This is a genomic window from Thermodesulfobacteriota bacterium (assembly GCA_036397855.1).
Lineage (GTDB): Bacteria > Desulfobacterota_D > UBA1144 > Nemesobacterales > CSP1-2 > DASWID01.
The window spans coordinates 1-22,233 of sequence record DASWID010000187.1; the positions used below are offsets into that span (position 1 = coordinate 1).

The 22,233-nt window shown below is 40.4% G+C and carries 28 protein-coding genes; 13 read left to right on the top strand and 15 right to left on the bottom strand.

Annotation, left to right across the window (positions count from 1 at the left end; genetic code table 11):
* The 7 genes from VGA95_14130 to VGA95_14160 form a co-directional block, all read left to right on the top strand.
* A partial coding sequence (locus VGA95_14130; GenBank protein HEX9667680.1) for a TIGR04255 family protein occupies positions 1-614 on the top strand: 614 nt, incomplete at its 5' end.
* Positions 611-1,048 (top strand): hypothetical protein, encoded by a 438-nt coding sequence (locus VGA95_14135; protein ID HEX9667681.1) that lies wholly within the window; start codon positions 611-613, stop codon positions 1,046-1,048. The genes VGA95_14130 and VGA95_14135, both read left to right, overlap by 4 nt.
* Positions 1,041-1,466 (top strand): hypothetical protein, encoded by a 426-nt coding sequence (locus tag VGA95_14140; GenBank protein HEX9667682.1) that lies wholly within the window; start codon positions 1,041-1,043, stop codon positions 1,464-1,466. The genes VGA95_14135 and VGA95_14140 overlap by 8 nt, the downstream gene beginning before the upstream one ends.
* Positions 1,467-2,169: 703 nt before the next feature.
* Positions 2,170-2,328, top strand: a complete 159-nt coding sequence (locus tag VGA95_14145) for a hypothetical protein (GenBank protein HEX9667683.1) — start codon at positions 2,170-2,172, stop codon at positions 2,326-2,328.
* A 247-nt stretch (positions 2,329-2,575) separates the two neighbouring features.
* Positions 2,576-2,935, top strand: a complete 360-nt coding sequence (locus VGA95_14150; protein HEX9667684.1) for a hypothetical protein — start codon at positions 2,576-2,578, stop codon at positions 2,933-2,935.
* A 256-nt stretch (positions 2,936-3,191) separates the two neighbouring features.
* Complete coding sequence (locus tag VGA95_14155) at positions 3,192-3,398, top strand: type II toxin-antitoxin system HicB family antitoxin (GenBank protein ID HEX9667685.1); 207 nt, start codon at positions 3,192-3,194, stop codon at positions 3,396-3,398.
* The gene (locus tag VGA95_14160; protein HEX9667686.1) at positions 3,395-3,577 is read left to right on the top strand and encodes a type II toxin-antitoxin system HicA family toxin; all 183 of its coding nucleotides are present in this window, start codon (positions 3,395-3,397) and stop codon (positions 3,575-3,577) included. Before VGA95_14155 ends, VGA95_14160 begins: the two co-directional genes overlap by 4 nt.
* Before the next feature lie 20 nt (positions 3,578-3,597).
* On the opposite strand, the gene VGA95_14165 is transcribed toward VGA95_14160, so the two are convergent.
* Together VGA95_14165 and VGA95_14170 are read right to left on the bottom strand one after the other, a co-directional pair.
* The gene (locus VGA95_14165; GenBank protein ID HEX9667687.1) at positions 3,598-3,810 is read right to left on the bottom strand and encodes a DUF2283 domain-containing protein; all 213 of its coding nucleotides are present in this window, start codon (positions 3,808-3,810) and stop codon (positions 3,598-3,600) included.
* Positions 3,791-4,075 carry a DUF4258 domain-containing protein gene (locus VGA95_14170; GenBank protein HEX9667688.1) on the bottom strand — a complete coding sequence of 95 codons (285 nt, stop codon included), beginning with the start codon at positions 4,073-4,075 and terminating at the stop codon, positions 3,791-3,793. Before VGA95_14170 ends, VGA95_14165 begins: the two co-directional genes overlap by 20 nt.
* 448 nt (positions 4,076-4,523) lie before the next feature.
* Between VGA95_14170 and VGA95_14175 the strand changes: the two genes are divergently transcribed.
* A complete protein-coding gene (locus tag VGA95_14175; GenBank protein ID HEX9667689.1) occupies positions 4,524-5,423 on the top strand; it encodes an NAD(P)-dependent oxidoreductase in 900 nt (299 codons plus the stop codon).
* Between the two features lie 277 nt (positions 5,424-5,700).
* Here VGA95_14175 and VGA95_14180 read toward each other — a convergent pair whose 3' ends face one another.
* Positions 5,701-6,939: a hypothetical protein gene (locus tag VGA95_14180; GenBank protein HEX9667690.1), complete on the bottom strand. Its 1,239-nt coding sequence runs from the start codon at positions 6,937-6,939 to the stop codon at positions 5,701-5,703.
* 375 nt (positions 6,940-7,314) lie between these two features.
* On the opposite strand from VGA95_14180, the gene VGA95_14185 reads away from it, so the two are divergent.
* Positions 7,315-7,560 (top strand): hypothetical protein, encoded by a 246-nt coding sequence (locus tag VGA95_14185; protein ID HEX9667691.1) that lies wholly within the window; start codon positions 7,315-7,317, stop codon positions 7,558-7,560.
* 93 nt (positions 7,561-7,653) lie between these two features.
* On the opposite strand, the gene VGA95_14190 is transcribed toward VGA95_14185, so the two are convergent.
* Positions 7,654-8,013, bottom strand: coding sequence for an STAS/SEC14 domain-containing protein (locus VGA95_14190; protein HEX9667692.1), 360 nt, complete (start codon positions 8,011-8,013; stop codon positions 7,654-7,656).
* Positions 8,014-8,179: 166 nt separating this feature from the next.
* Between VGA95_14190 and VGA95_14195 the strand changes: the two genes are divergently transcribed.
* From VGA95_14195 to VGA95_14210, 4 genes are all read left to right on the top strand, one after another.
* A complete protein-coding gene (locus VGA95_14195) occupies positions 8,180-8,761 on the top strand; it encodes a DsbA family protein (GenBank protein ID HEX9667693.1) in 582 nt (193 codons plus the stop codon).
* 79 nt (positions 8,762-8,840) lie between these two features.
* Positions 8,841-9,269 carry a 50S ribosomal protein L13 gene (gene rplM, locus VGA95_14200; protein ID HEX9667694.1) on the top strand — a complete coding sequence of 143 codons (429 nt, stop codon included), beginning with the start codon at positions 8,841-8,843 and terminating at the stop codon, positions 9,267-9,269.
* A gap of 9 nt (positions 9,270-9,278) precedes the next feature.
* Positions 9,279-9,671, top strand: a complete 393-nt coding sequence (gene rpsI / locus VGA95_14205) for a 30S ribosomal protein S9 (protein ID HEX9667695.1) — start codon at positions 9,279-9,281, stop codon at positions 9,669-9,671.
* Between the two features lie 53 nt (positions 9,672-9,724).
* A complete protein-coding gene (locus VGA95_14210; protein ID HEX9667696.1) occupies positions 9,725-11,029 on the top strand; it encodes an inositol-3-phosphate synthase in 1,305 nt (434 codons plus the stop codon).
* Between the two features lie 289 nt (positions 11,030-11,318).
* On the opposite strand, the gene atpC is transcribed toward VGA95_14210, so the two are convergent.
* The 11 genes from atpC to VGA95_14265 all read right to left on the bottom strand — a co-directional run bounded on the left by atpC (position 11,319) and on the right by VGA95_14265 (position 22,159).
* The gene (atpC, locus tag VGA95_14215) at positions 11,319-11,723 is read right to left on the bottom strand and encodes an ATP synthase F1 subunit epsilon (GenBank protein ID HEX9667697.1); all 405 of its coding nucleotides are present in this window, start codon (positions 11,721-11,723) and stop codon (positions 11,319-11,321) included.
* 150 nt (positions 11,724-11,873) lie between these two features.
* A complete protein-coding gene (gene atpD, locus VGA95_14220) occupies positions 11,874-13,298 on the bottom strand; it encodes a F0F1 ATP synthase subunit beta (protein HEX9667698.1) in 1,425 nt (474 codons plus the stop codon).
* Between the two features lies 1 nt (position 13,299).
* A complete protein-coding gene (gene atpG, locus VGA95_14225) occupies positions 13,300-14,181 on the bottom strand; it encodes an ATP synthase F1 subunit gamma (protein HEX9667699.1) in 882 nt (293 codons plus the stop codon).
* Positions 14,182-14,226: 45 nt separating this feature from the next.
* On the bottom strand, positions 14,227-15,744 hold the full coding sequence (atpA, locus tag VGA95_14230) for a F0F1 ATP synthase subunit alpha (GenBank protein ID HEX9667700.1): 1,518 nt from the start codon (positions 15,742-15,744) through the stop codon (positions 14,227-14,229).
* Positions 15,745-15,773: 29 nt separating this feature from the next.
* The gene (gene atpH, locus VGA95_14235) at positions 15,774-16,316 is read right to left on the bottom strand and encodes an ATP synthase F1 subunit delta (GenBank protein ID HEX9667701.1); all 543 of its coding nucleotides are present in this window, start codon (positions 16,314-16,316) and stop codon (positions 15,774-15,776) included.
* A complete protein-coding gene (locus VGA95_14240; GenBank protein ID HEX9667702.1) occupies positions 16,295-16,849 on the bottom strand; it encodes an ATP synthase F0 subunit B in 555 nt (184 codons plus the stop codon). The genes atpH and VGA95_14240 overlap by 22 nt, the downstream gene beginning before the upstream one ends.
* 5 nt (positions 16,850-16,854) lie before the next feature.
* The gene (locus VGA95_14245; protein ID HEX9667703.1) at positions 16,855-17,361 is read right to left on the bottom strand and encodes an ATP synthase F0 subunit B; all 507 of its coding nucleotides are present in this window, start codon (positions 17,359-17,361) and stop codon (positions 16,855-16,857) included.
* 10 nt (positions 17,362-17,371) lie between these two features.
* On the bottom strand, positions 17,372-18,658 hold the full coding sequence (locus VGA95_14250) for a cation:proton antiporter (GenBank protein HEX9667704.1): 1,287 nt from the start codon (positions 18,656-18,658) through the stop codon (positions 17,372-17,374).
* 305 nt (positions 18,659-18,963) lie between these two features.
* On the bottom strand, positions 18,964-20,229 hold the full coding sequence (gene gshA, locus VGA95_14255; GenBank protein HEX9667705.1) for a glutamate--cysteine ligase: 1,266 nt from the start codon (positions 20,227-20,229) through the stop codon (positions 18,964-18,966).
* A gap of 3 nt (positions 20,230-20,232) precedes the next feature.
* On the bottom strand, positions 20,233-21,003 hold the full coding sequence (locus VGA95_14260) for an RDD family protein (GenBank protein HEX9667706.1): 771 nt from the start codon (positions 21,001-21,003) through the stop codon (positions 20,233-20,235).
* A gap of 163 nt (positions 21,004-21,166) precedes the next feature.
* The gene (locus VGA95_14265) at positions 21,167-22,159 is read right to left on the bottom strand and encodes a DsbA family protein (protein HEX9667707.1); all 993 of its coding nucleotides are present in this window, start codon (positions 22,157-22,159) and stop codon (positions 21,167-21,169) included.
* Positions 22,160-22,233: the final 74 nt, after the last annotated feature.

The following is a 22,233-nucleotide window of genomic DNA, read 5'->3' on the forward strand; positions in this document are numbered from 1 at the left end:
AAAAAGTACATTGGAGGACAGGATTTAAAGTCGCAGCCGGTGATGTGCCGCAAATTTCTGAGCATGTTGCTGGAGTAGGTGGATACCTATTTCGTTCCTCTGATAAAACAAAAGTTGTACAATCAAGATTAGACGGTTTTACATTTAATAAATTAAAACCATACGAAGACTGGGAAACTTTTTGTGATGAAGCGAGAGAGCTTTGGATTAAATTTCTTAAAATTGCAAGACCTAAAAATACAACTAGATTGGCCCTGCGTTATATAAATCAAATCGACATACCACTTCCCTTCAATGACTTTGATGAATATATTCTCACTATTCCTGAAATAGCTCCCGGATTACCAAGCGCATTGTCAGAGTTTTTAATGAAATTAGTGATACCTAATGATGAGATAAAATCTAAAGCTATCATACTTGAAACGATGAAGAACGTAGAAATAAGAAATGGCCAAAAGGTTCTACCTTTGATATTTGACATTGATGTGTTTAGACTAATATCTTTAGATCCCAATTCTGAAGAAATTTGGAACATAATGGGTACCTTAAGAAATTTTAAAAATGATATTTTTTTTAAAAGTTTGACAGACAAAGCAAAGGAGCTCTTTAAATGAATATCGCACAAGAAATTGAGATATTTGAAAAAGCTGAAACATTTTCCTATGGGGTGAGTACGGAAGCACAAAGTGCTATTGAAGCAATGCTCGACTGGGAAGAGCATTATTACTTCCCAGAATCAAGGCAAAGTATTGAAGAGTTATTTTATAGATTGGCAATCAATTGGAAAAACGATGTTAAACTAAAATCTTCAGCGACTGAAATAATATTAAACTCTTTTTATCAGCGAATAATTGGTATGGGGCCCGTAGCATTACCAATGATATTGAGGGAGCTTAAAAGGGAGCCTGATCACTGGTTTTGGGCTCTACAATCCATCTCTGGTGAGAACCCCGTACGTCCTCAAGATAGGGGAAGACTTACTGAAATGTCTAAAGCATGGTTGAAATGGGGAAAAGAAAAAGGATATTTATACGATATCGATGTCTGAAGTAGTTGTTATAAGCCCTGCAACATCCGAATACAATTGTATTGCTTGGGCTGCTAATGAAGATTTCAGATGGTGGTGGCCAATTCCAGAGAAATTATATTATTGGCCTGAAAATACACCAAGAGAAGAGACTTTAGAAGCGTTTGTTAAAGCTTTTGAAACTTTAGGCTATGTTGCCTGTGATAATGATAATGTTGAACATGGATTTGAAAAAGTTGCCATCTACGTGGATAAATCAGGAAAACCTAAACATGCCGCGAAGCAATTAAGAAATGGCAAATGGACAACTAAACTGGGAAATTATATTGACGTTGAACATGAATTGAATTGCTTGAGAGAATACGTTCTAAATATAGATAAAACAGAAGATTATGGGACTGTAGCAGTAATCCTCAAGCTTGAGCTTGACGAAACATAACATCTACAGAGAGTTATTGTTTAAAAACCTCTTGCAATATTGCACCTATCAATCTTTCACTTTCTTCTTTTGATTTTGAAATTTTTGATCCCAGCTCATCGCATAATTTCATTAACTGGTCAACTTTTTTAGCAATTCTTTTTTGTTCTCCTACAGTTCGTGTAGTGGGAAAGGGGCAGGCTTTTGTCTTTTTGTATTCCTTAACTTTTTATATATAGTGGGAGAGACATAACCTACTTTTAAGCCCAAGAAAATAACTTTTCGGATGGATTTCAGCTTAGTGTCATTAATAAAGGGGTGGATATACTTTTTCAGATGTTTCAGATTTGTTAATGTGTTAATTGATGTCCTTAAGAGAGCCCTCAAAGACTCCTGTTTCATCATAGTCCATGTTGATATCTTTACGCCACATTACTTCCTGTGCCAAGGCCGATTTTTCAGTTCCAAAGCATTTAACCATTGCCGGGAATCCTCATTCTACCTTAACGGCAATCCATAAAGCTTCGATATTCTTAATCATAATTTTATCCTCCAGATTCTATTGTACCACAGAAAAACATTGTGATATTATAAAAACTTGCAGACATTTGTTCGTCCGTTTATTGCGAAAGCCGGCCTCGGTCGTCACTCATTTAGAGTGATTAGGTAGAAAGAATTGCGTATAATGGATAGTTAAGGTTTTAGATATATTGCGCGATTAGAGATGGAAGAAAAAACAATCAAGGAAGTGATGAAAATACTTTCAGAATGGAATCCACTTGGTGAAGGTGCGGTTAATGTGCCAGACCTTGATGGGTACAGGACAGAAGCAATAGACATTCTCTGCGAAATCGAATTGAGCACAAGTCAGACCAATGTTTGAAATATCGTTAGAGAAGTACTAAACCAAGCTTTCAATTTGTCTTTATCTCCCAAGGAGTGTAAAGAACCAGGTAGACGCATTTGGGATATAGCTAAAAACAATATCAAACGTTAAAGTGTATAAATAAAAGATTATCACCTCTAACCAGAGATTAAACGAGGACTGGTTTTTCGGGGCAGCGCTTGGCTTAGCGCTCAAAAACAGCCTGTTATCGTGAAAGTTAGGCATATTCACCGAGCAAAAAAATATGGACAAGGTCAATTTTATATACACTGAAGTCGGGACTGATATTATTCTCTCTCTCTCATTTGACGAAGATACCGAATTCGGAATTGAAGGATTCATAATAGTTAGAACTCAAAAATACGAGTTTCTTCTTTTTCCACATGAAAGAGGTGCCTCTATTAATTGGTATGCAGAGACTGACACTATAGAGATTATTAAGGAGATAACCTGTATCGGTAATGAGTTAACATTCGTGTCTACCATGAGGTCATATCAATTTGATATCTCAAGATTGGACAAAGCCGAAATTGCTGAGCTTTGGAAAACAGTAGATCGAATGAACTTTGACGACAGCATAAAAATTAGCCGTAAGATAAAATAAAGCCCAACCATACCGTGGATTTAGCGAAAGTTCGCATCAAGCTTTTATACTTTTGTTTTCGTTGAAGTCTCGTGTGTTAAATTAGAGAGCCATAACCTTCTTCTAGGTCCAAGAAAAGAACTTCTACAGATGGATTTTTATAATAAATACGAACTCAACTCTTTTTAAGGCTTTATATTTATATTAATCGTTGAAACATTTATAATAACAGACAAATTCTATTATTAAGTTTCAATTGATTAATAGGCAAAGGTTTATGATTAGACATTTTACACTTGAATATTGGGTTGACGATGGTTGGTATGTAGGCAAACTCAGGGAAGTTCCTGGTGTGTTTAGTCAGGGAGAAACGATCGAAGAGCTAGAAGAAAATATTAGAGATGCATACCATATGATTATGGCCGAAGAAGAACAATTACTACGATCTGATATCCAAACAAAAGAACTGGACATGGACGTTTGAAACGCCGTGACCTCATAAGGGAATTGCTTAAAGAGGGTTGTTATCTAAAGCGTCGTGGTGCTAGGCATGATATTTATATTAACCCCAAAAGCGGCAAGAAGGCGCCAATACCTCGTCATGCTGAAATAAAAGATAGTCTTTGCGAACTTATGCGAAGGCAGCTTGGACTTAAGCAATAGAGTAATATGAATTGATGTTATTAAGCTTTTGAGGAAATTTTATATTTCACAGGTAATAAAGTTTTTAGATTAAGATGCTTTGATGCATCAAGAATTTCAATGCCTACAATTCTATTATTTTTCCCAATGTCCACAACGATGTTATCAGCAACTCGCTGATTGATTAAATCCTGCTTGCGGTCATCGAGACGAAAGTAAAGTAAGTCTTTTTTTTCATCGTAAAGTATTTGCATTGTTTAACTCCCAGTCTCCGTAGAAGACATAGACCGTTACAGTTATGATAACATCGCTTTCTATGGTGTAAAATACCTCCACCCTTTTTTTATTATAGTATTTATCGAAACGTTTCTTCTTAAAATCATAAATTTTGGCTTTTCCAATGCGACCATACTTTGCGGGAATGGCAAATCCTGTTCTGATTACATCTTTAATTTCCTCTTTATTCGTTCCTCGTTCCTCAGCTCGTTGTAGAGCATGCGAATCAATTTGGATTTTCATTGTGATATTTCATTCTCATCATTAATTAAGTTAAACGACATATATCATATTTGATGATATTACTAATTTAGAATATTCTATGAAAAATCGAATAAGCACAAGGGAAAGCAAGGTTCGATTAGGTTCTGAAACAGGCATGTCCTGAATTCATTTCAGGATTTAGAATGACGAAAAGAGATTCTAATAAGTGTTTGAATTAAAAAAAAACTGACAGGCCAGGCTTCTTCTGTTCGTTTTCCTTTAGTACACTTTTTTTAAATTCCAGAGACATAACCTACCTTTGGGTGGAGGAAATAACATTTACGGATGGTGTAAGGCTTTGTTTCAAAATCTCACCTTAAAAAAGGGTTACATCTCCTTCACCGGCCCCAGATATTATCTTTAGTTGATCTAAGAACAGTTATATAATACTAATTCTGAATTCAAGGAGGTGAATTACGTGAGCATAATGAGAGTTCTACCGTCTAAAACGAAGCTTGGCTGGATAGGGACAGGCGTGATGGGGAGTTCGATGTGCCAGCATCTGATCGATAAAGGTTATGAGACGTTTGTTTACAATCGCTCTAAAAAAAAGGCAAAAAAATTGATTGAATCAGGCGCAACCTGGGTGAATTCACCGGGAGCCGTGGCCCAAAACTCCGATGTTGTTTTTACGATGGTAGGATTTCCTCAAGATGTTAGCGAAGTCTATTTCGGAAATACCGGAGTGATTAAGGGTGTAAAACCCGGAAGCATCCTGGTTGATATGACGACGACCGAACCCTCGCTTTCAAAAGAGATTTACAAGGAGGCTAAACTGATGAAAGGAACTTCTATCGATGCTCCTGTTTCTGGTGGTGATGTAGGGGCAATGGAAGGGAAACTCTCGATTATGGTTGGCGGAGACAAGGATGCTGTTGAGGCAATTATGCCTCTTTTTAGACTTATGGGCAGAAATATTGTCTATCAAGGTGCTGCCGGGTCAGGACAGCATGCAAAGATGTGTAATCAGGTAATGGTTTCGGGATTAATGATTGGTATGTGTGAGACGCTGCTTTACGGTTATAAAGCCGGGCTCGATCTTGAAACAATGCTTGAGTCTGTGAGCAGGGGCGCGGCTGCTTGCTGGATGCTGGATAATCTTGCCCCAAGAATTCTTAAGCGTGACTTTAGGCCTGGATTTTTCGTAGAGCATTTTATAAAGGACATGGGAATTGCTCTTAAGGAGGCCGAGCGAATGAATCTGAGTCTTCCAGGTTTATCTCTGGTTCATCAGCTTTATATTGCTGCTGAAGCACAAGGACACGGAAGAAAGGGGACACAGGCACTAATGCTTGCTTTGGAAAGAATTTCAAATGTCAGGGGTTGAGATGAATTAGCTATACAATAAAACATATCTGGTAAGACTTCTGTCTTTTTCCTTTCTTTTTATTCATCTGCTTCCTCGAGTCAGGCTTGTATTCATTATATTCTAATATGTTAATTTATAGTGCCATAGCCTGCTTTTGGGTGTGAAGAAAAGAATTTTTCTCAGACATACAAAGCATGACCGGCATTAGTATAATTCGCGGAACCAGGCTTCTCCAGGTCAATTTAGAGGGACAAAAGGTCTCAGATCCTTTTTTCTGATCCTGAGGTAGATCCTATTAGCGCTCTTTGATATTCTTAACCATTCTCATCAAGATGAATAAAGGTAGTAGTAAATATAGAGGGACTGATAAGGGAGCACCCGAAGGAGCAAGCGAACACCCTCCACTGCTTGATGATTTCTCTCCGCAGAGCGTGCCATTTATATCGCACTGTGGAATAATTCCTTTCTCACGTTGTTTTTCGTTTAATTTGAATACTTCATTGTCTGTCTTGACATTTGCTGTACAACCGCATATCTGACTCGCGCAACAGCTGCACCCTACTTCGCCCTCCAACTCTATGATTTCAGATACATCACAGTTCTCGAGTCCTGAGCACGCCTCCGCCACTAACCCCCTATCTTCGCATGTGGAGGTACAAAGGGTGGCATCGCACGTGAATCCTAATTCGATATCTCCTCCGTTTTGACAGTTTTGGTATTCCTGGCAGACCTCTTCACAGTCCACGTCGGGCGGTGGGGGAGGAATATTCTCTGTCAAGAGGGGACAGCCTCCGGCGTCAACGGAAGCATCCGGGATGCAGCCGGGTGGTGTGGGGAATGTCATGCCGCCCCGATTGGGATTGAAAGCGGCAGACCAGACCAAATCAGGTCCTATATCGCAGGTTTGATTATTTAGCCCCACCTGATATGGTCCGTCAAAGGTTGGGCAAAGGCACTCGACTATTCCCTCTTCATCTGTCTTGATGCAAGGTGCCGTCATACAGCCTGCATAAAGAGCCTGAGGGCAACTTGTCTGACCGATACCCTGTTCAGGAATACACTCAAAGCTGAAGGCGGAAATGCTGTCAGCGCCTGGAATAAACTCTCCACGGTTTATAAAGTCGCACACGGGTGCCTGATTGGTTTCTTGACACATGCTTCCTTCTACACCACATTTGGCTACAGTTTCGAGATAGATTTCCTTATCCAAAATAGCGTTTATATCGACAAAGTAGTTCCCATAGGAGAACTCGAAACATTTGCACTTGGCAAATTTCCCGTCTTCCGTAATCACGCAGTTTTCCGGTTCTGGACCTGAGTAATAACATAACGCAAAGGTGCCCCCTTTACATGGAAGGAAATTCGATGGAACCAGGACGATGTCAGCAAATGCAGGACCGAAAGGGGTTGTCCTCAAATCGTTCGGGATGAAGGGTGGAAAGTCACCTATTTCATTCTCCTGGCTTCGCGCAGCCGGCGAAAAGAGCGCATGAATCAACAGTAGACAACTGAGGAAAGCAATTTTATTTATCATAAATTACACTGCTAGGGAACATAATTTCTCACACGATAATGGCACAAAAATAAACTATACGAACTAGTGAAATGATATTTGAAACGTTGACACAAATTATTTGATAAGATTTTGATGTTGTCAAACTATTCCAATTGTTATAGTGAATTGCTCAAGACGATTATGCACTTAGAGACTAAGTTGCTTGAAATGTGGATATTAAAGTCAAATTCGTATTAAATTAGTCCTTGAGGAATTATGTATTTGGTAGAAGAAAGAAATGTATCTTTAGGGCTAAGAAGATCATTATCGACAACTTGATTATGGTGTTCAGCTTCGAAACCCGCAGATCTACAATATTGATTTATAGCATGATGCTGAAATAAACTATACATTATGAAAGAAAAATTATTACTGGCTATTAAGTATGCAAACCAGGGGAATTGGGATGAAGCTCACAAGACGGTTCAGTCGATCGAAAATATCTATGCATACTGGATACATGCAAATCTTCACAGGGAAGAGGGGGATGTATCAAATTCGAGATATTGGTATTCCAGAGCAAATAGAGAATTTACAGAAATTGATTTAAAAGAAGAGAGGAACGTAATTAAGAAAGAGATAGAAGAGAAGCTCAAGTAAGAGATCCTTCTTCCATTCAGGATCCTGTTCGTTAGCATCGAATTCTTTTATGTAATAATAGGCATAGACAATTAATGGGGTAGATGAATAAACTTAAGTCTTCGCCCACTCCAGGGCTTTTTCCTTATCTTCAAAGGAAAAGCACCTTACCTCAATATTCGGAAATATCTTATCCGTAATAACGGCAACCTTTTTCATCCATTCCTTTTCTGTAACAACCGCCTTCTTATCAAAATCGTTGAAGTGTTTGATTCCCAATTTAAGGTCTTTAAATATGGCTTCTAGAGAAATTCCTTCTAGCTTTATGACTTCGACATAGATTCTCAGTTTTTTATTTTTTACAAACTTATCTTCGATATAGTTTGCAATCCTTTCTATATCTTCAGCGTTTATCTTGCCATCTATCTTACAACCGATGACATTATCTGTATTGGTAGGAATTATATCTATCATTGAATCTTATCCTTTTTGATCTTCCTAATATTATATTAACTGACCGCATATCTAAACCAATTAAATAGAAAGAAGATGAAGTCTACATTAATGTTTCTATTGTTGATTTTATCAGGTTTACTTTTTATATTCTCAGTTTAAAAGACATTTATTATGGGATAAATCAATGAAGATTACGGTTTTCTACGATTATGTCTGTCCCTTCTCATTTATTGGTTCCAAGCGGATTCAACAAATTGGAGCGGAATACGGCATAGAGGTAGAATGGAAAGGTTTTGAAATCCATCCGGAGTATCCTCCTCAGGGGAAAAAACGAAAAAGGACTTTTAGAGCTATACGAACGGCAGAATCCTTACAGAGCGTGATGGAGGAGGAAGAGATAAAATTTAAACTTCCAGGGTTTATAACTAACTCCAGGCTTTGTCTTGAGGCAGCAGAGTTTTCAAAGACTAAGGGTAAGTTTATCGAGTTTCACAACCGATGTTATGAGTCTTATTTCCTGGAAAGAAAAAATATAGGAGACAAAGATACCGTCCTCGAAATAGGCAATAAGGTTGGAATTGACACGGATGAATTGGAGATTAATCTGAAAAATGGAGAAATGGCAGAAATCCTTGGGTCTTATAGAAGAGATGCTCGGAAGATGGACGTGCTGGGTGTACCCACAGTAGTCTTCAATGACTTTCGGGTTCATGGCGTCCAGAGCGTTGAAACGTACAGGTCTATTATGGCTAAGTTTTCAAGTTAGCCATGTGAATTTTTGTCTTGACAATCAGGGGGTCTTTGGTAGACTTTCACCTTTGCATTTTTTCCTGGGATTGTTACGAATGAAGACATATATGGCAAGAGACGTGGATATTAAAAAGAAATGGCATATTGTCGATGCTGAGGGAAAGACTGTCGGCAGGCTCGCAACAAAGGTGGCTATGACCTTAATGGGAAAGGATAAGCCTCAGTTTACTCCCCATGCGGATAGTGGAGATTTCGTAATTGTGGTAAATGCTGAAAAGGTCAATTTCACAGGAAAAAAATGGAATCAAAAAACATATTACAGGCACACCGGTTATCCAGGTGGTCTTAAATCAATCACAGCAGAAAATTTACTGAAAGTGAAGCCTGAGGAAATAATAAGAAAGGCTGTATGGGGTATGCTTCCTAAGAATAAGTGGCAGGACAGGTTAATAAAGAGGTTGAAAATTTATACGGGAAATGATCACCCACATAAGGCTCAGGAGCCTGAATTGTTGGAGGTATGAGTAGAATAGATGGCTGAAATTAACTATCATGGAACTGGGAGAAGGAAAACATCGGTAGCCAGGGTATGGCTACGTGCCGGTGATGGAAAAATTTTGGTTAACAACACGCCATTTGATGAATACTTTCCAAGAGATGCTTGGAGAAGTAACGTTTTGGAACCCTTGCAATTAACGCAAACACTTGACAAATATGATGTTTCGGTGGACGTGAAAGGGGGCGGACTCACTGGTCAGGCCGGTGCTGTGAGACACGGTATTGCCAGAGCTCTACTCCAGCTCGGTGATTCTTTCAAAAAGCCACTGAAGTCTGCGGGTTTTCTCCGAAGGGACCCGAGAATGGTCGAAAGAAAAAAATATGGTAAGCGAAAGGCACGGAGAGGACAGCAGTTCTCCAAAAGGTAGTTCCTGCATTGCCAACCAAGACCAAGAATACTGGACTTAAAAAGAAAAAGGTCATTGGCTCTCCCGATGGGAAGCTCGGAGTTTTACTTCCCGGGATGGGTGGTGCTGTAAGTACTACCTTTATTGCGGGTATTGAAGCAATAAAAAGGGGAATTGGAAAACCAATAGGTTCACTCACTCAATTAGGAACCATAAGACTTGGTAAGAGGACTGAAAGGAACGTTCCACGCATCAAAGATTTTATCCCATTGGCAGATTTATCTAATATAGCATTTGGTGGATGGGATATATTCAACGATAACATATACGAAGCAGCAATTAAAGCGGGCGTCTTGAGGGCCGAGCTTCTTGATGACTTACGGGCTGTTCTCGAAGATATAGACCCTATGCCGGCAGTGTTTGATAAGAAGTTTGTTAAAAGACTCAACGGCAAGAACTTAAAGAAGGGGAAGACCAAGATGGATCTTGCCGAGCAACTTATAGAAGATATATCAAATTTCAGGAAGGGCAATAAGCTCGATCGTATGGTGATGGTATGGTGTGGTAGTACCGAAACATATATTGAGGCTTCTGAGGTTCATCAATCCATCCGGAGTTTTGAAATGGGGTTAAAGGATAATAATCCGGATATAGCACCGAGTATGATTTACGCATATGCGGCAATAAAAAGTGGCGTGCCATATGCAAATGGGGCGCCAAATCTTTCGGTAGACATACCGGCGCTGATAGAGCTTGCAAAAGTAAAGAAGGTTCCTATAGCCGGCAAGGACTTCAAGACAGGGCAAACTCTAATGAAGACGATTTTGGCACCAGGGCTCAAGAATAGAATGATAGGTGTTAGGGGTTGGTTTTCAACCAATATACTCGGAAATAGAGACGGTGAGGTTCTGGATGATCCCTACTCATTTAAGACTAAGGAGGTTAGCAAACTGGGTGTATTAGAGTACATTTTTCAACCGGAATTATACCCTGATCTATATTCAGACTACTACCATAAGGTAAGAATCAATTACTATCCACCCAGGGGCGATGAGAAAGAGGCTTGGGATAATATCGACATATTTGGGTGGCTCGGGTATCCAATGCAGATTAAAGTCAATTTTCTTTGTCGTGACAGTATTCTCGCTGCCCCTATAGTCCTTGATTTAGTGCTCTTTATGGATCTTGCTCAAAGAGCAAATTTATATGGCATTCAGGAATGGCTTTCTTTTTATTTCAAGAGTCCGATGGTCGGAGAAAATCTCTATCCCGAGCATGACCTGTTTATACAAGTCATGAAGTTGAAGAATACCCTCCGTTATCTCAAAGGTGAGGAGTTAATTACTCACCTTGGGCTCGATTATTATAACCTTATGTGATTTTTAATTTGTTCAATAATTTCAATCAGTAACTCCTAAATGGATAATCTGGTTAGGTCATGCTTCCCTAGACCTAAGCTCGGGACAGGCTTCCTCGCAACACCGTTTTTCAATCCCACCGGCAACCCTTCGACTTCGCTGTTATGTAAAAAGTCAAGGGCTATCCATAGATTAGAGAGACACGTCTTATTCTAAGCTGTCACGAGCCTCTTCTATAATAGATAGGCGAAGGTTTCAAAACTCGCATATTTTGATAAAGTGGTATCCGCGGGTGCTACGAGGATGATTTTTAAGGTCTATTGATGTTTGCCTTTACCTCTGCTAACTTTAGCCTTCTTTCTATCTCCTTAAATTCCTTATTGCTACCACCAAAGTCTTTGAGTTCCTCTAAAATGGATTCGGCTTCTCTTCTAGCCGCCTCAGAATCGATCTCTTCGGATTTTAAGACACTATCTGTTAACACATTGACCCTATCGTCTGCTACCTCTGCTATTCCACCGTCAATGATCATAGATTTTCCCACTCCATTAATTTTGTAGGTAAGTTCACCTGGCATCAGCGTGGTTATAAAAGGAACGTGTCCTGGGAGTACTCCGAACTCCCCTAAATCACCAGGGGCAACAACCTCATCCACTTCTTCATCTATTACCAGCTTTGAAGGGGTGATCACCTTGAGATTTAGTGTGTCTGCCAATTTAAACATCCCCCTTTAGACTCAGCCAGTTAGTAAATATAGACATGTGGAATTAATGACCTGCCATTACCGAATTCATCAATCGGGTATAAATATTTCTTTAGAATCTGGGTTTCCGAGTGACTGTGCTTGGGAATCATAACCTTTGAATTATCTTGAAAACAGCTCCTTGGCCTTTCCTTTTACCTCTTCTAGATTGCCCACCATATAGAACGCCTGCTCGGGTACTTCATCCATATTTCCATAAATAACTTCTTTGAATGCTTGTATAGTCTCATTTATTGGCACGTACTTACCAGGGGTACCGGTGAATTGCTCAGCTACATTGAACGGCTGAGAGAGCAATCTCTGAATTTTTCTCGCTCGTGCAACTATTAGTTTATCATCTTCGGAAAGTTCATCCATACCGAGAATCGCTATTATCTCCTGCAGTTGTTTGTATCGCTGTAATACTTCCTGTACCTGTCGGGCTACGTTGTAATGTTCCTGACCGACGACCCGAGGATCAAGTATTCGTGACGTTGAATCTAGCGGATCCACAGCGGGGTAGATTCCAAGCTCTGCGAGTTGACGAGAAAGTACAATGGTGCCGTCGAGGTGAGCGAATGTAGTTGCAGGGGCTGGGTCAGTGAGGTCGTCGGCAGGTACGTAAATTGCCTGAACCGACGTTATAGAGCCCTTTATCGTTGATGTAATTCTCTCTTGAAGCTCTCCGAGGTCGGTTGCCAACGTCGGTTGGTACCCGACAGCCGATGGAATTCTCCCGAGCAGTGCCGAAACCTCTGAACCTGCCTGTGTAAATCTGAATATATTGTCGATAAATAGAAGCACATCCTGTCCCAGCTCGTCTCTGAAATATTCGGCCAGGGTGAGAGCTGTCAGCCCTACCCTTGCTCTCGCTCCGGGGGGTTCATTCATCTGTCCGAAGACCATACCTGTGTTTGCAATTACTCCAGACTCCTTCATCTCTACCCATAGATCGTTTCCCTCACGGGTTCTTTCGCCGACTCCTCCGAAGACAGAGACACCTCCATATTCTTTTCCAACATTGTGAATCAATTCCATCAACAGAACTGTCTTGCCGACACCAGCACCACCAAATAGTCCAATCTTACCCCCCTTGAGGAATGGTGCTAGCAGGTCGATTACCTTGATTCCGGTCTCAAACAGGTCGAGTTTTGTACTTTGCTCGACAAACTCTGGTGCAGGTCGATGGATTGGCCAGCGCTCACTTGTTTCAATGGGGCCGGCCTCGTCTATTGGCTCACCGATAACGTTCATGAGTCTTCCTAGCGCTTCTTTACCCACCGGGATTGTAATGTCTTGACCTGTATTTAGTGCATCTTCACCTCTTTTGATACCTTCAGTGGAATCCATCGCTATGCATCGTACTCGCTTTCCCCCAAGCTGTTGAGCAACCTCAAGAACTAAATTCCACTTCATGTCATTCAGTAGCGGGTTTGTGAGTTTTATCGCAGTGTAGATTGGAGGTAATTCCCCGTCCTTAAACTCAACATCAACGACGGGTCCCATGATTTGAACGACCTTTCCAAAATTATTCCCACTTGATTCCATTCTATTCTGACCCTCCTTTACTTAATGCTTCGGTACCGTTTACGATATCCATAAGCTCTTTTGTAATTTGAGCTTGTCTGGTTTTATTAAATAAAAGAGTAAGCTTTCTCACGACTTCATCTGCATTCCTTGTTGCGTTTTCCATGGCTGTCATTCGAGCGGCATGCTCACTTGTGATCGATTCATACATAGCTCTTTCCACACTAACCTCGAGGTACCTGGGGAGGAAATAATCTAGGACTTCCTTTTTCTTTGGTTCGTATAAATAATCTATGGGCACTGAATCTGAATCTATTTTTTCAGGTACGATGGGCAAGAGTTTATTGAAGGTGATGACTTGTGAAATGGCCGACCTAAAGTAGTTAAATACGAGTATAACCTCATCGCTTTCTCCCCTAATAAACTCTTTGGTCAAAACAGTAGAAATTTCTTTCGAAATTGAGAGAAAATTCTTCTCGCCAATTCCTATATAGCTCTTTATAACAGCGTATCCACTCTTTGCAAAATGATCTCTACCCCTCCTGCCAAGAAAACTTAAGGTCACCCGATCGTAACCTTTTGTGTCTGTTACCAAATAGGTGTCGAGTTTTCTGATTAAATTGCTGTTAAAACTTCCACAAAGACCCCTGTCTGATGTCATGAATACAAGGTGAAGTTTTTTTCGTCCTTCTGGCCTTCGCAATAATGGATGGGAGTCAGGTTCGGCTCTACTAGCTAGACTCATCGCAATTTCTTGGAAAGCCTCTGAGTATGGACGATACGAGAGTAGTAGATTCTGTGCCCTCTGTAGCTTGACGGCGGATATAAGCTTCATTGCACTCATTATCCTTCGTGTTCCTTTTACGCTACTAATTTTTGTTCTAATCTGTTTTAAACTAGGCATTGAAATTTATTTCTTCTCTAGAAAGAATAGAATCCTCCCAAGACATTACTTAAATTCTCCCAGTTGGCTTCTTAATTCCTGTAGTGCCTTTCTAGCCTTATCTGCGAGATCATCGTTAATTTCCTTCGTTTTCTTTATCGCTTCTAGGATGTTCTTGTATTTTGTTTCCATGAATACGTACAGCTCCTTTTCATAATCCTTAACCTTTTCGACGGGGTAGTCGTCAACAAAACCGTTAGTTACGGCATAAATAATAAGTATCTGCTTTTCAACTGGTAAAGGTTCATACTGACCTTGCTTTAAAGCCTCTACAAGCCTGCTGCCCCGTGCAAGTTGAGCCTGTGTAATTTTGTCAAGATCGGATGCAAACTGAGAGAATGCTTCCACCTCCCTATACTGGGCGAGCTCTAATCTTAGGGTTCCAGCAACTCGTTTCATTGCACGAATTTGAGCTGAACCCCCTACACGCGAGACAGAGAGTCCGACGTTGATAGCCGGTCGAACACCTGAATAGAATAGATCACTCTCAAGGTAAATCTGTCCGTCGGTAATCGATATTACATTTGTTGGAATGTAGGCAGAAACATCTCCCGCCTGTGTCTCGATCACTGGAAGCGCGGTGAGAGAACCGCCTCCGTTTTCATCTCTCATTTTTGCGGCTCGTTCCAGTAGCCTTGAATGAAGATAAAAAACGTCACCCGGGTAAGCCTCTCGACCAGGTGGTCGTCTAAGAAGAAGCGAGAGCTGGCGGTAAGCCCATGCATGTTTGGTCAGATCGTCGTAAATTACCAGCGCATGCTTTCCATTGTCGCGGAAGTGCTCTCCAAGGGCGCAGCCTGTATACGGCGCGATGAACTGAAATGGTGCTGGATCGCTTGCTGTGGCCGCAACTACGGTTGTATACTCCATAGCGCCGTACTCTTTTAATTTATCCACAACCTGGGCAACGGTTGACTGTTTTTGTCCAATCGCGACGTAAATGCAATAAACATCCTCGTCCTTTTGGTTAATTATGGTATCTACAGCAATGGCTGTTTTCCCGGTTTGTCGGTCTCCAAGTATTAATTCCCTCTGGCCTCTACCTATAGGGATCATTGAATCAATCGCTTTGAGACCCGTTTGCAATGGCTCGCGGACAGACTGTCGATAGACGACGCCCGGGGCTTTTAACTCTACCTGTCTATTCTGCTCTGATTTGATTTCTCCCTTTCCATCTATCGGATGTCCGAGGGCACTTACTACTCTACCCTTCATATCTTCCCCTACGGGAACATCGGCTACCCTCCCGGTACGCCTTACAATTTGGCCTTCCCTAACTTCGGTATCCGCTCCAAAAATAGCTATACCGACATTGTCTTCTTCGAGGTTTAAAACGAGACCCATCATCCCGCTTTGAAATTCCACCAGTTCTCCGGCCATGGCTTGATCAAGCCCGTAGGCTCGGGCTATACCATCACCTACGGAGATTATAGTTCCTACTTCCGCGGTTTCTATTCTTTTCTCATACCCCTTCAACCTGTTTCTTAATATCTCTCCAATATCTTCTATCCTTAATCCTTCCATCTCTCTTGCTCCTTCAATATTAAAGATCCTTAAGGTAATGTTAGGACTTCTCGTATTCTCTCTAGTTGGGTCTTAATGCTACCATCAAACACCCTATCTTCAACCTTTACAATAATTCCACCTAGTATACTGGGATCGATTTTGACCTCTATTTCGACCACATTGCCGGTTAGCTTCTCCAAACCTTCTATGATTTTTTTTAAATCTGATTCTGATGGATTTTCCCCGAATGTTATTTCAGCTCGGCTTGTCCCGGAGGCCTTCCTGAGTCTGCCTACGATTGACTGTTTTGATTTCAAGAGTGATTTGAATTTACCTAACTCGATAGCTAAACTTATAAAATTCGTGATGAGTTTGTCGAATCCGGCCTTTTCGCCGAGATCGTTTATGATTGCAATTCTTTCCGAAGTCTCATAAGCAGAACTTCCTAGGATCTTTTTTAGCGTCTCTTCAGCAGTTATTACATTATAAAACGATACCATATCATTTGTCACCTTTTTGGTCTTGTTCTCTCCCCCTGCTGAGTCAATCAATGCTTCGACGAGATCCCTTAATGTCGCGACTGATGCCATCTTTCTTCGTCCATCCTCTTTACAAAATTTTCGATGATTTTATCCTTGTCTGAAGAGCTTATGTGTTGTTTTATCAATTCTTCGGCAATATCAAGGGCCAATGTAATTGCTTCGGATTGGATTGCACGTCGTGCTCTGGCAGATTCGAGCTCTATAGACTCTCTGGCTTCTGCTCTGATCTTCTCAGATGTTATCTCCGCCTGCTTTAATATTTCTTTCCTCTCAATTTCGCCTTGTTCTTGAATCGATTCTTTTAATGATTTAATTTCGGCATCCAAATGTTTTAATTTTTCTTCGTATTCCGCATGAACCTTTTTTGCCTCAGCAATCACCTTTTGCGCATCGTCGATTTCATTTCCTATGATGCCTCTTCTTTCAATCAGGAAATTCTTAACGGGTTGTTTAAGGTAATAAACAAGGACTAAAAGTAAAATGGTTAGGTTGACTGCTTGATAAGCCACGTCCCTCCAATTAAATAAGTGTCCTCCATCAGTCGCAACCGTAATTATTAAATTAAGTGAATCAATGGGCATAAAATTTATAGCTCCTTTTCGAGGATTCGCGAGGCCACATTCCTAGCGAGGGATTTTATCTCGGGCTCAATACTCCTTTCTTTCTCTACCTTTTCCGATTCTAGTTTATCCTTTGCTTGGTTTAGCTGCGTTTGAGCTTGATCCCTGGCCTTCTTTATAATTTCATCTGCTGCTTTATTGGCATCATTCCTGATTTTGTTCCTTTCCTCCGAGGCTTGTGACCTTGCCTCATCTAGCTTAGCGTTATATTCGTCTATAATCTGGTCGATTCTTTGTCTCAACTCGTTTGCCTCTTTGATTGCCCCAGTAGTTAGTTGTTCTCTTTTATCGACAAGCTGAAAAAGTGGCTTAAATAGAAGAGAGTTCAAAATGAAAATAGCTGCTACAAAAATAACTATTTGAAATATAACGATTTTGTCAATTTTCAGTATATCCTCAGCTGCAATTGCATCTGTGTAACTAATCAGGAATAGGATAGAAATTAGGAATATAATCAAATTAATCTTTTTCAATTTATAACCCTCATAGAGTATTTGGATTAGCTTTCTGAGATAGTGTTTCCTTCTCAGAGAATGCGATTTTAAGTAATGGAGGAGCAATAAAAGTTGTAAGCATAACCATGACTGTGACCGCAGAAAACAGCCTTGTATCGAAAACACCGGATACAAGACCCATCTGAGCAAATATGAGCCCAACCTCTCCCCTGGGAATCATGCCAATTCCTATTATACTTTTTTTTATGCTTTTCTTGAACACGGCCCAACCGCTTACGAATTTCCCAAATACTGCCACTGTGAATAGTACCAGCGCAATCAATAAAATCGGTAGATTTGCTTTCACAAATGGATTGAAAATGCGAACATCTACAGCCGCGCCAACCATAATGAAGAAAATAGGAGTGAATACATCGGAAACAGGTTTCAGACGATTTTCAATGGTTTTGAACTGGTTTGTTTTTGCAAGAACCAATCCCGCTGCGAATGCGCCTACGATAGGAGCAAGTCCTACCAGGCTTGCCAAGACTGCAAATATAAAGGCGAAGGAAAGCGCACTTAATAGGAGTACGCCACGAACCTGCATCTTTTCTATTAGATTAAATAGCTTACCTGAGGCTAGATTGCCGATTAATATAGCGATGAAAAGAAACCCAAATGATTTTAGTGTAGCAATAAGGAGTTGACTGACAGATATCCCGGTATCTAAACCTTCTTTGGTAGTTTCAATGAGTCCACTTACGATCCCTAGGATAATCAAGCCGAGAATATCATCGATGACGGCGGCTCCCAGTATTATACGCGCCTCTTCAGTCTGTAAGCGATTTATATCGGATAGAACCCTCGCGGTAATTCCTACGCTGGTCGCTGTAAGGGTGGCTCCTGCGGTTATCGCTATGACCGTAGTAAACATTGGATTGATCTCACCAAGAAGTCCAGCCTTTTCGAATGCAAGAACACTTATAAATCCAAGAACAAAAGGGACTACAACTCCCACGACTGCAACGAGGCTTGAGGTTATACCTAATCTGAGTAAATCATTGAGGTCGGTCTCAAGACCAATTTCAAATAGTAGTATCGCAACTCCAACTTCTGCAAGAAGGTGGAATGTTATATATCCCGGCTCGCTAGGTGTTGAGGGAATAAGTGCTAGGACGCTCCCTCCAATGACTATTCCGGCAATTAACTCGCCTAGTACCGCGGGTTGCTTGATTCTTTCTGCTATTTCTCCAAAAATCTTAGAAGTGACAAGAATTATTGCGAATGCGAGAAGGAATTTCTCTACTGGAAAAGAACCTGCTTCATCTAAGCTCATCTGCTATTAATATAACCTCGGGGCAGTGAATCCAAAAAGAGTAATTTTCTAACATGAAAACTGGTAGCTGTCAAACCAAATGATAGCTGAGCGATTGGGTATTTGAACGCAAAACATTTGGTCTCTGACTCAGACATAATTAAAAATAGTTTGACATCAAGTACAAACAAACTCAGAATATTTGTATTAGAACAGAGATCCTTGTTATCTGCAATAGATTAACGAATGCTGGGGTATTATTTTAATATTGCTTTTGGAATGGCTCTTATCTCTAGTCTATTAAGAATAGACAAATGAGAAATAAGTCAGGCGATCTCTTCCTCGCATCCCCCTTCTTTGATGATCCTCTCAATTTCATATCCTGCGGCTATGCTGGCAGTACTCCCTATTACCTGATATACCGGGGGTAGTAGGCACTCGCATTCTTGTTTAGTTTTTTCACCGTTATTCACCAACGGTAAGGTTCTGAACTCCATTCCTTTCGTATTTAGATTCTCAAATTCATTTTTAGTCTTATTCAGTCTTAGGAAGGCTCCAGCCATTTTGGCGGCTACAAGATAAAGCACTGGCTCTCCGACGAATTTTGATTCGACTACAAAAGACGTTGGAATTCCCTCCTGGATTACCACATCCCTTACCGGCTTACCTCCTTTTGTAACTTTCATTCTCTTCCTTCCTTCAGCGTTTAGTTTTCTCAGACCATCTCCGTTGGAAACATTGATTACCGCCATTCCGTAGGTTCCAGAATTGCTTTTTACGAAAAAGAACGGATCTTGATCAATTCTTCTCTTTCTGTATTCAGCTGTGAGTTCTTTCTTCATTGTATCTACTTTTGTTGCGACCCGTTCGCGGTCTTGTGGTTCATCAAAGTCTATTCCTTCTTGGAGAACTGTTTCAATCGTGAATACCCAAGGGTCCAGTCCCAGGATCTGTGCCAGTTCGTATGCAAGTTTATTATAAAACTCGAAATGGACGTTCTTTTTTCTGGTATGCCAACCTATCTCTATCGGAGGCTCAACAGGCTGCAATATGTCCTTCAGTGTCTTTGGACACCTAGATGAGAAATCATTATTAATAAGGATTAGATCTGGAACATAGTTTGGTATGAATGCCTTATGGCCTTCACTTATGACTTTATACCCGGTGAGATGCTTACCGCTTATCGCTTTAAACTCGGCTTGATCTAGATGAAACTCTTCACTTACGATTCCAATCTTTACACTGAACCCCACATTTTCCAGCATTGATTGGATTACATGTATGTTTTCCCAATAGTATGGATTTCTAGTGTTGAGCTCCGGGACGATGAGAATTTTCCTCACCTTAGGATATTTAATGGAAAAGTGCTGTTTGAATAGATTGGCGGTGTGTATTCTACAGTATTCGGAGAGATTATTAAAGCCAGCCGGAAAGACATTTGTGTCAACAGGTGCGATTTTGTAGTTGGATACTCTTAGATCAACAGATGTATAAAGAGGTACGATAACTTTATTGGAGTGCTGCTCTATCCAACTCTGTATTTCGGCTGATCGTTCAGTGATCTTTTCATTAATTTCATCGAGAAATTCCATATCTTAGGTTTTTTCTTTTACTACAAGGGTGCCTGCAATTTTATCATGCCATGTTTGAGACTTTGAATCAAAAAGTGCCCACAAGAATCCAATGAAGAAAAAGGATGCTGAAAAAAAAGAAACAGCCCATCTCGTGAACGCTTTAATGATATCGATGGAACCTCCATCGTCTCCTATTACCGTAATACCCATAATCATCTTTCCTATCGTTTTTCCTCCATAGCCCTCGAGAAAGACAAAATAACTTGAACAAACTATAATAAGAAAGAAAAAAATAGTGGCTATGAAGTTCAATGTATAGTCAGTGTCAAATATTAAGTCGTTGGCGGCAATATAGATCCCTGTTGAAAGAACCAAGGCTGTAAGTGAAAAAATAATAACCAAATCAATTAATAAGGAAATTGATCGTGTTGAAAAGCCTGCTAGATCTGATTTAACTCTGTCCGTTTTTGGTGTTTCAGTTTCGTATTCTATAATAGGATTAGTTTCAAGTGTTAAAACATGATTCGACGAATCAGCGTTGTAATCTAATGATAAAACCTCCTCTACATTTTCAGTTGTTTCCTCTTTTTCGGATTGTTTAACAACAACATCTTCTATTTTCTTGCGCTCATCCTCTGTAGATCTTTTTGTTTTAGCCTCTTCATATCTCTTCGAAAGTTCATGCGATTTGTATAAGGCATCGGACTCCGGTTTAACACCGGTTGAGCTACCGCACTTCTTACATTTTTCAAGAAAATCAAAGCTATTGAAGCCACATTTAGGACACTTCATCTATTGAGAATGTCGTACTAATGTTATAATTAACTAAAGCTAAAAATAATATATCTTTAAGCACAGATATACCCATTTAGTTTCAAGCTTGATCCGAAAATCCGTTAGGGAGTGCTGTCGGTAACCAAATAAAGCCGGCTCCTTTCTTTATACAAAATTTTGGTTAAAGATCACCCGGTAAGCTGGTTTCGATTGCTGATTTTAGCCCTTCTGGATTGGCTCCAGGTACGATAAGACCGTTCACTACGAACGTAGGCGTAGAGCTTACTCCGATAGAGCGGGCTTCATCTATATCGGCCTGCACCCGTTTGGCGATATCTGGGGAGCCCAGGCATTTGTTGAAATCATTTTCGTTCAGCCCTATTTTCTTGGCAAATCCTTTGAACTCTTCTTTCGAGTTTTCGACTTTTATGTTTTCCTGGTTTTCAAACAATAGGTCATGAAATTCCCAGAATTTGTCATTCCCCTGTTCGCGGGCGCACAAAGAGGCGATTGCGGCATCCTTGGCCCAATTGTGCATTGGAAGAGGAAGTTGTTTATACATAATTTTAATTTTTCCATCATACTCCTGTAATATCTGAGGGAGTATTTGGCTGCCGCGTTTGCAGAAGGGGCACTGAAAATCTGAATATTCAACTATCGTGATATTTGCCGTCTCTTTGCCTTTTACGGGAACATTTTCTAGAGAAATCTTGCCCATCGTTTCTTTTAGAGGATCTACGCTAGTGTCGATTATTTCACCGAGAATAATATATTTACTATCCTTACTAATCAGTAACGGTAACGTTTGAGTCCCCAATGGTACGTTTCCTTTTTTGAGTCCTTGAATTGGCGATTCCTCAAAGTCTTTCGTATTCGTCGGTTCTCCAAGAATAATGTATCGACCATCATTACTGATAATGAAATTTACATCTCCGGAGCCCCTCGAAGAATTTATTAAGAAAGTTCCCTCATTAAATCCTTGAATAGGGCTGTTTTCGTAGCCTTTAACTTCGATTGTTGCATCCGAGGGCATACGCGATCCCAATCTCTTTTTGAGGAATGATTGGAGCCTGGCTGTCTCCTCCTTTGAAATTTGCTCGGCTTTTACATCAGCATGGAAGATCATGACTAAACAGAACAACAATGATGATAATAGTGTGCATTTAATAAGCATTCTCTTGCCTCCTAACATTGATTCACTTTATTTTTAAAAGAATTATTTGGTCGGTTTGGCCTTTAAATCAATTA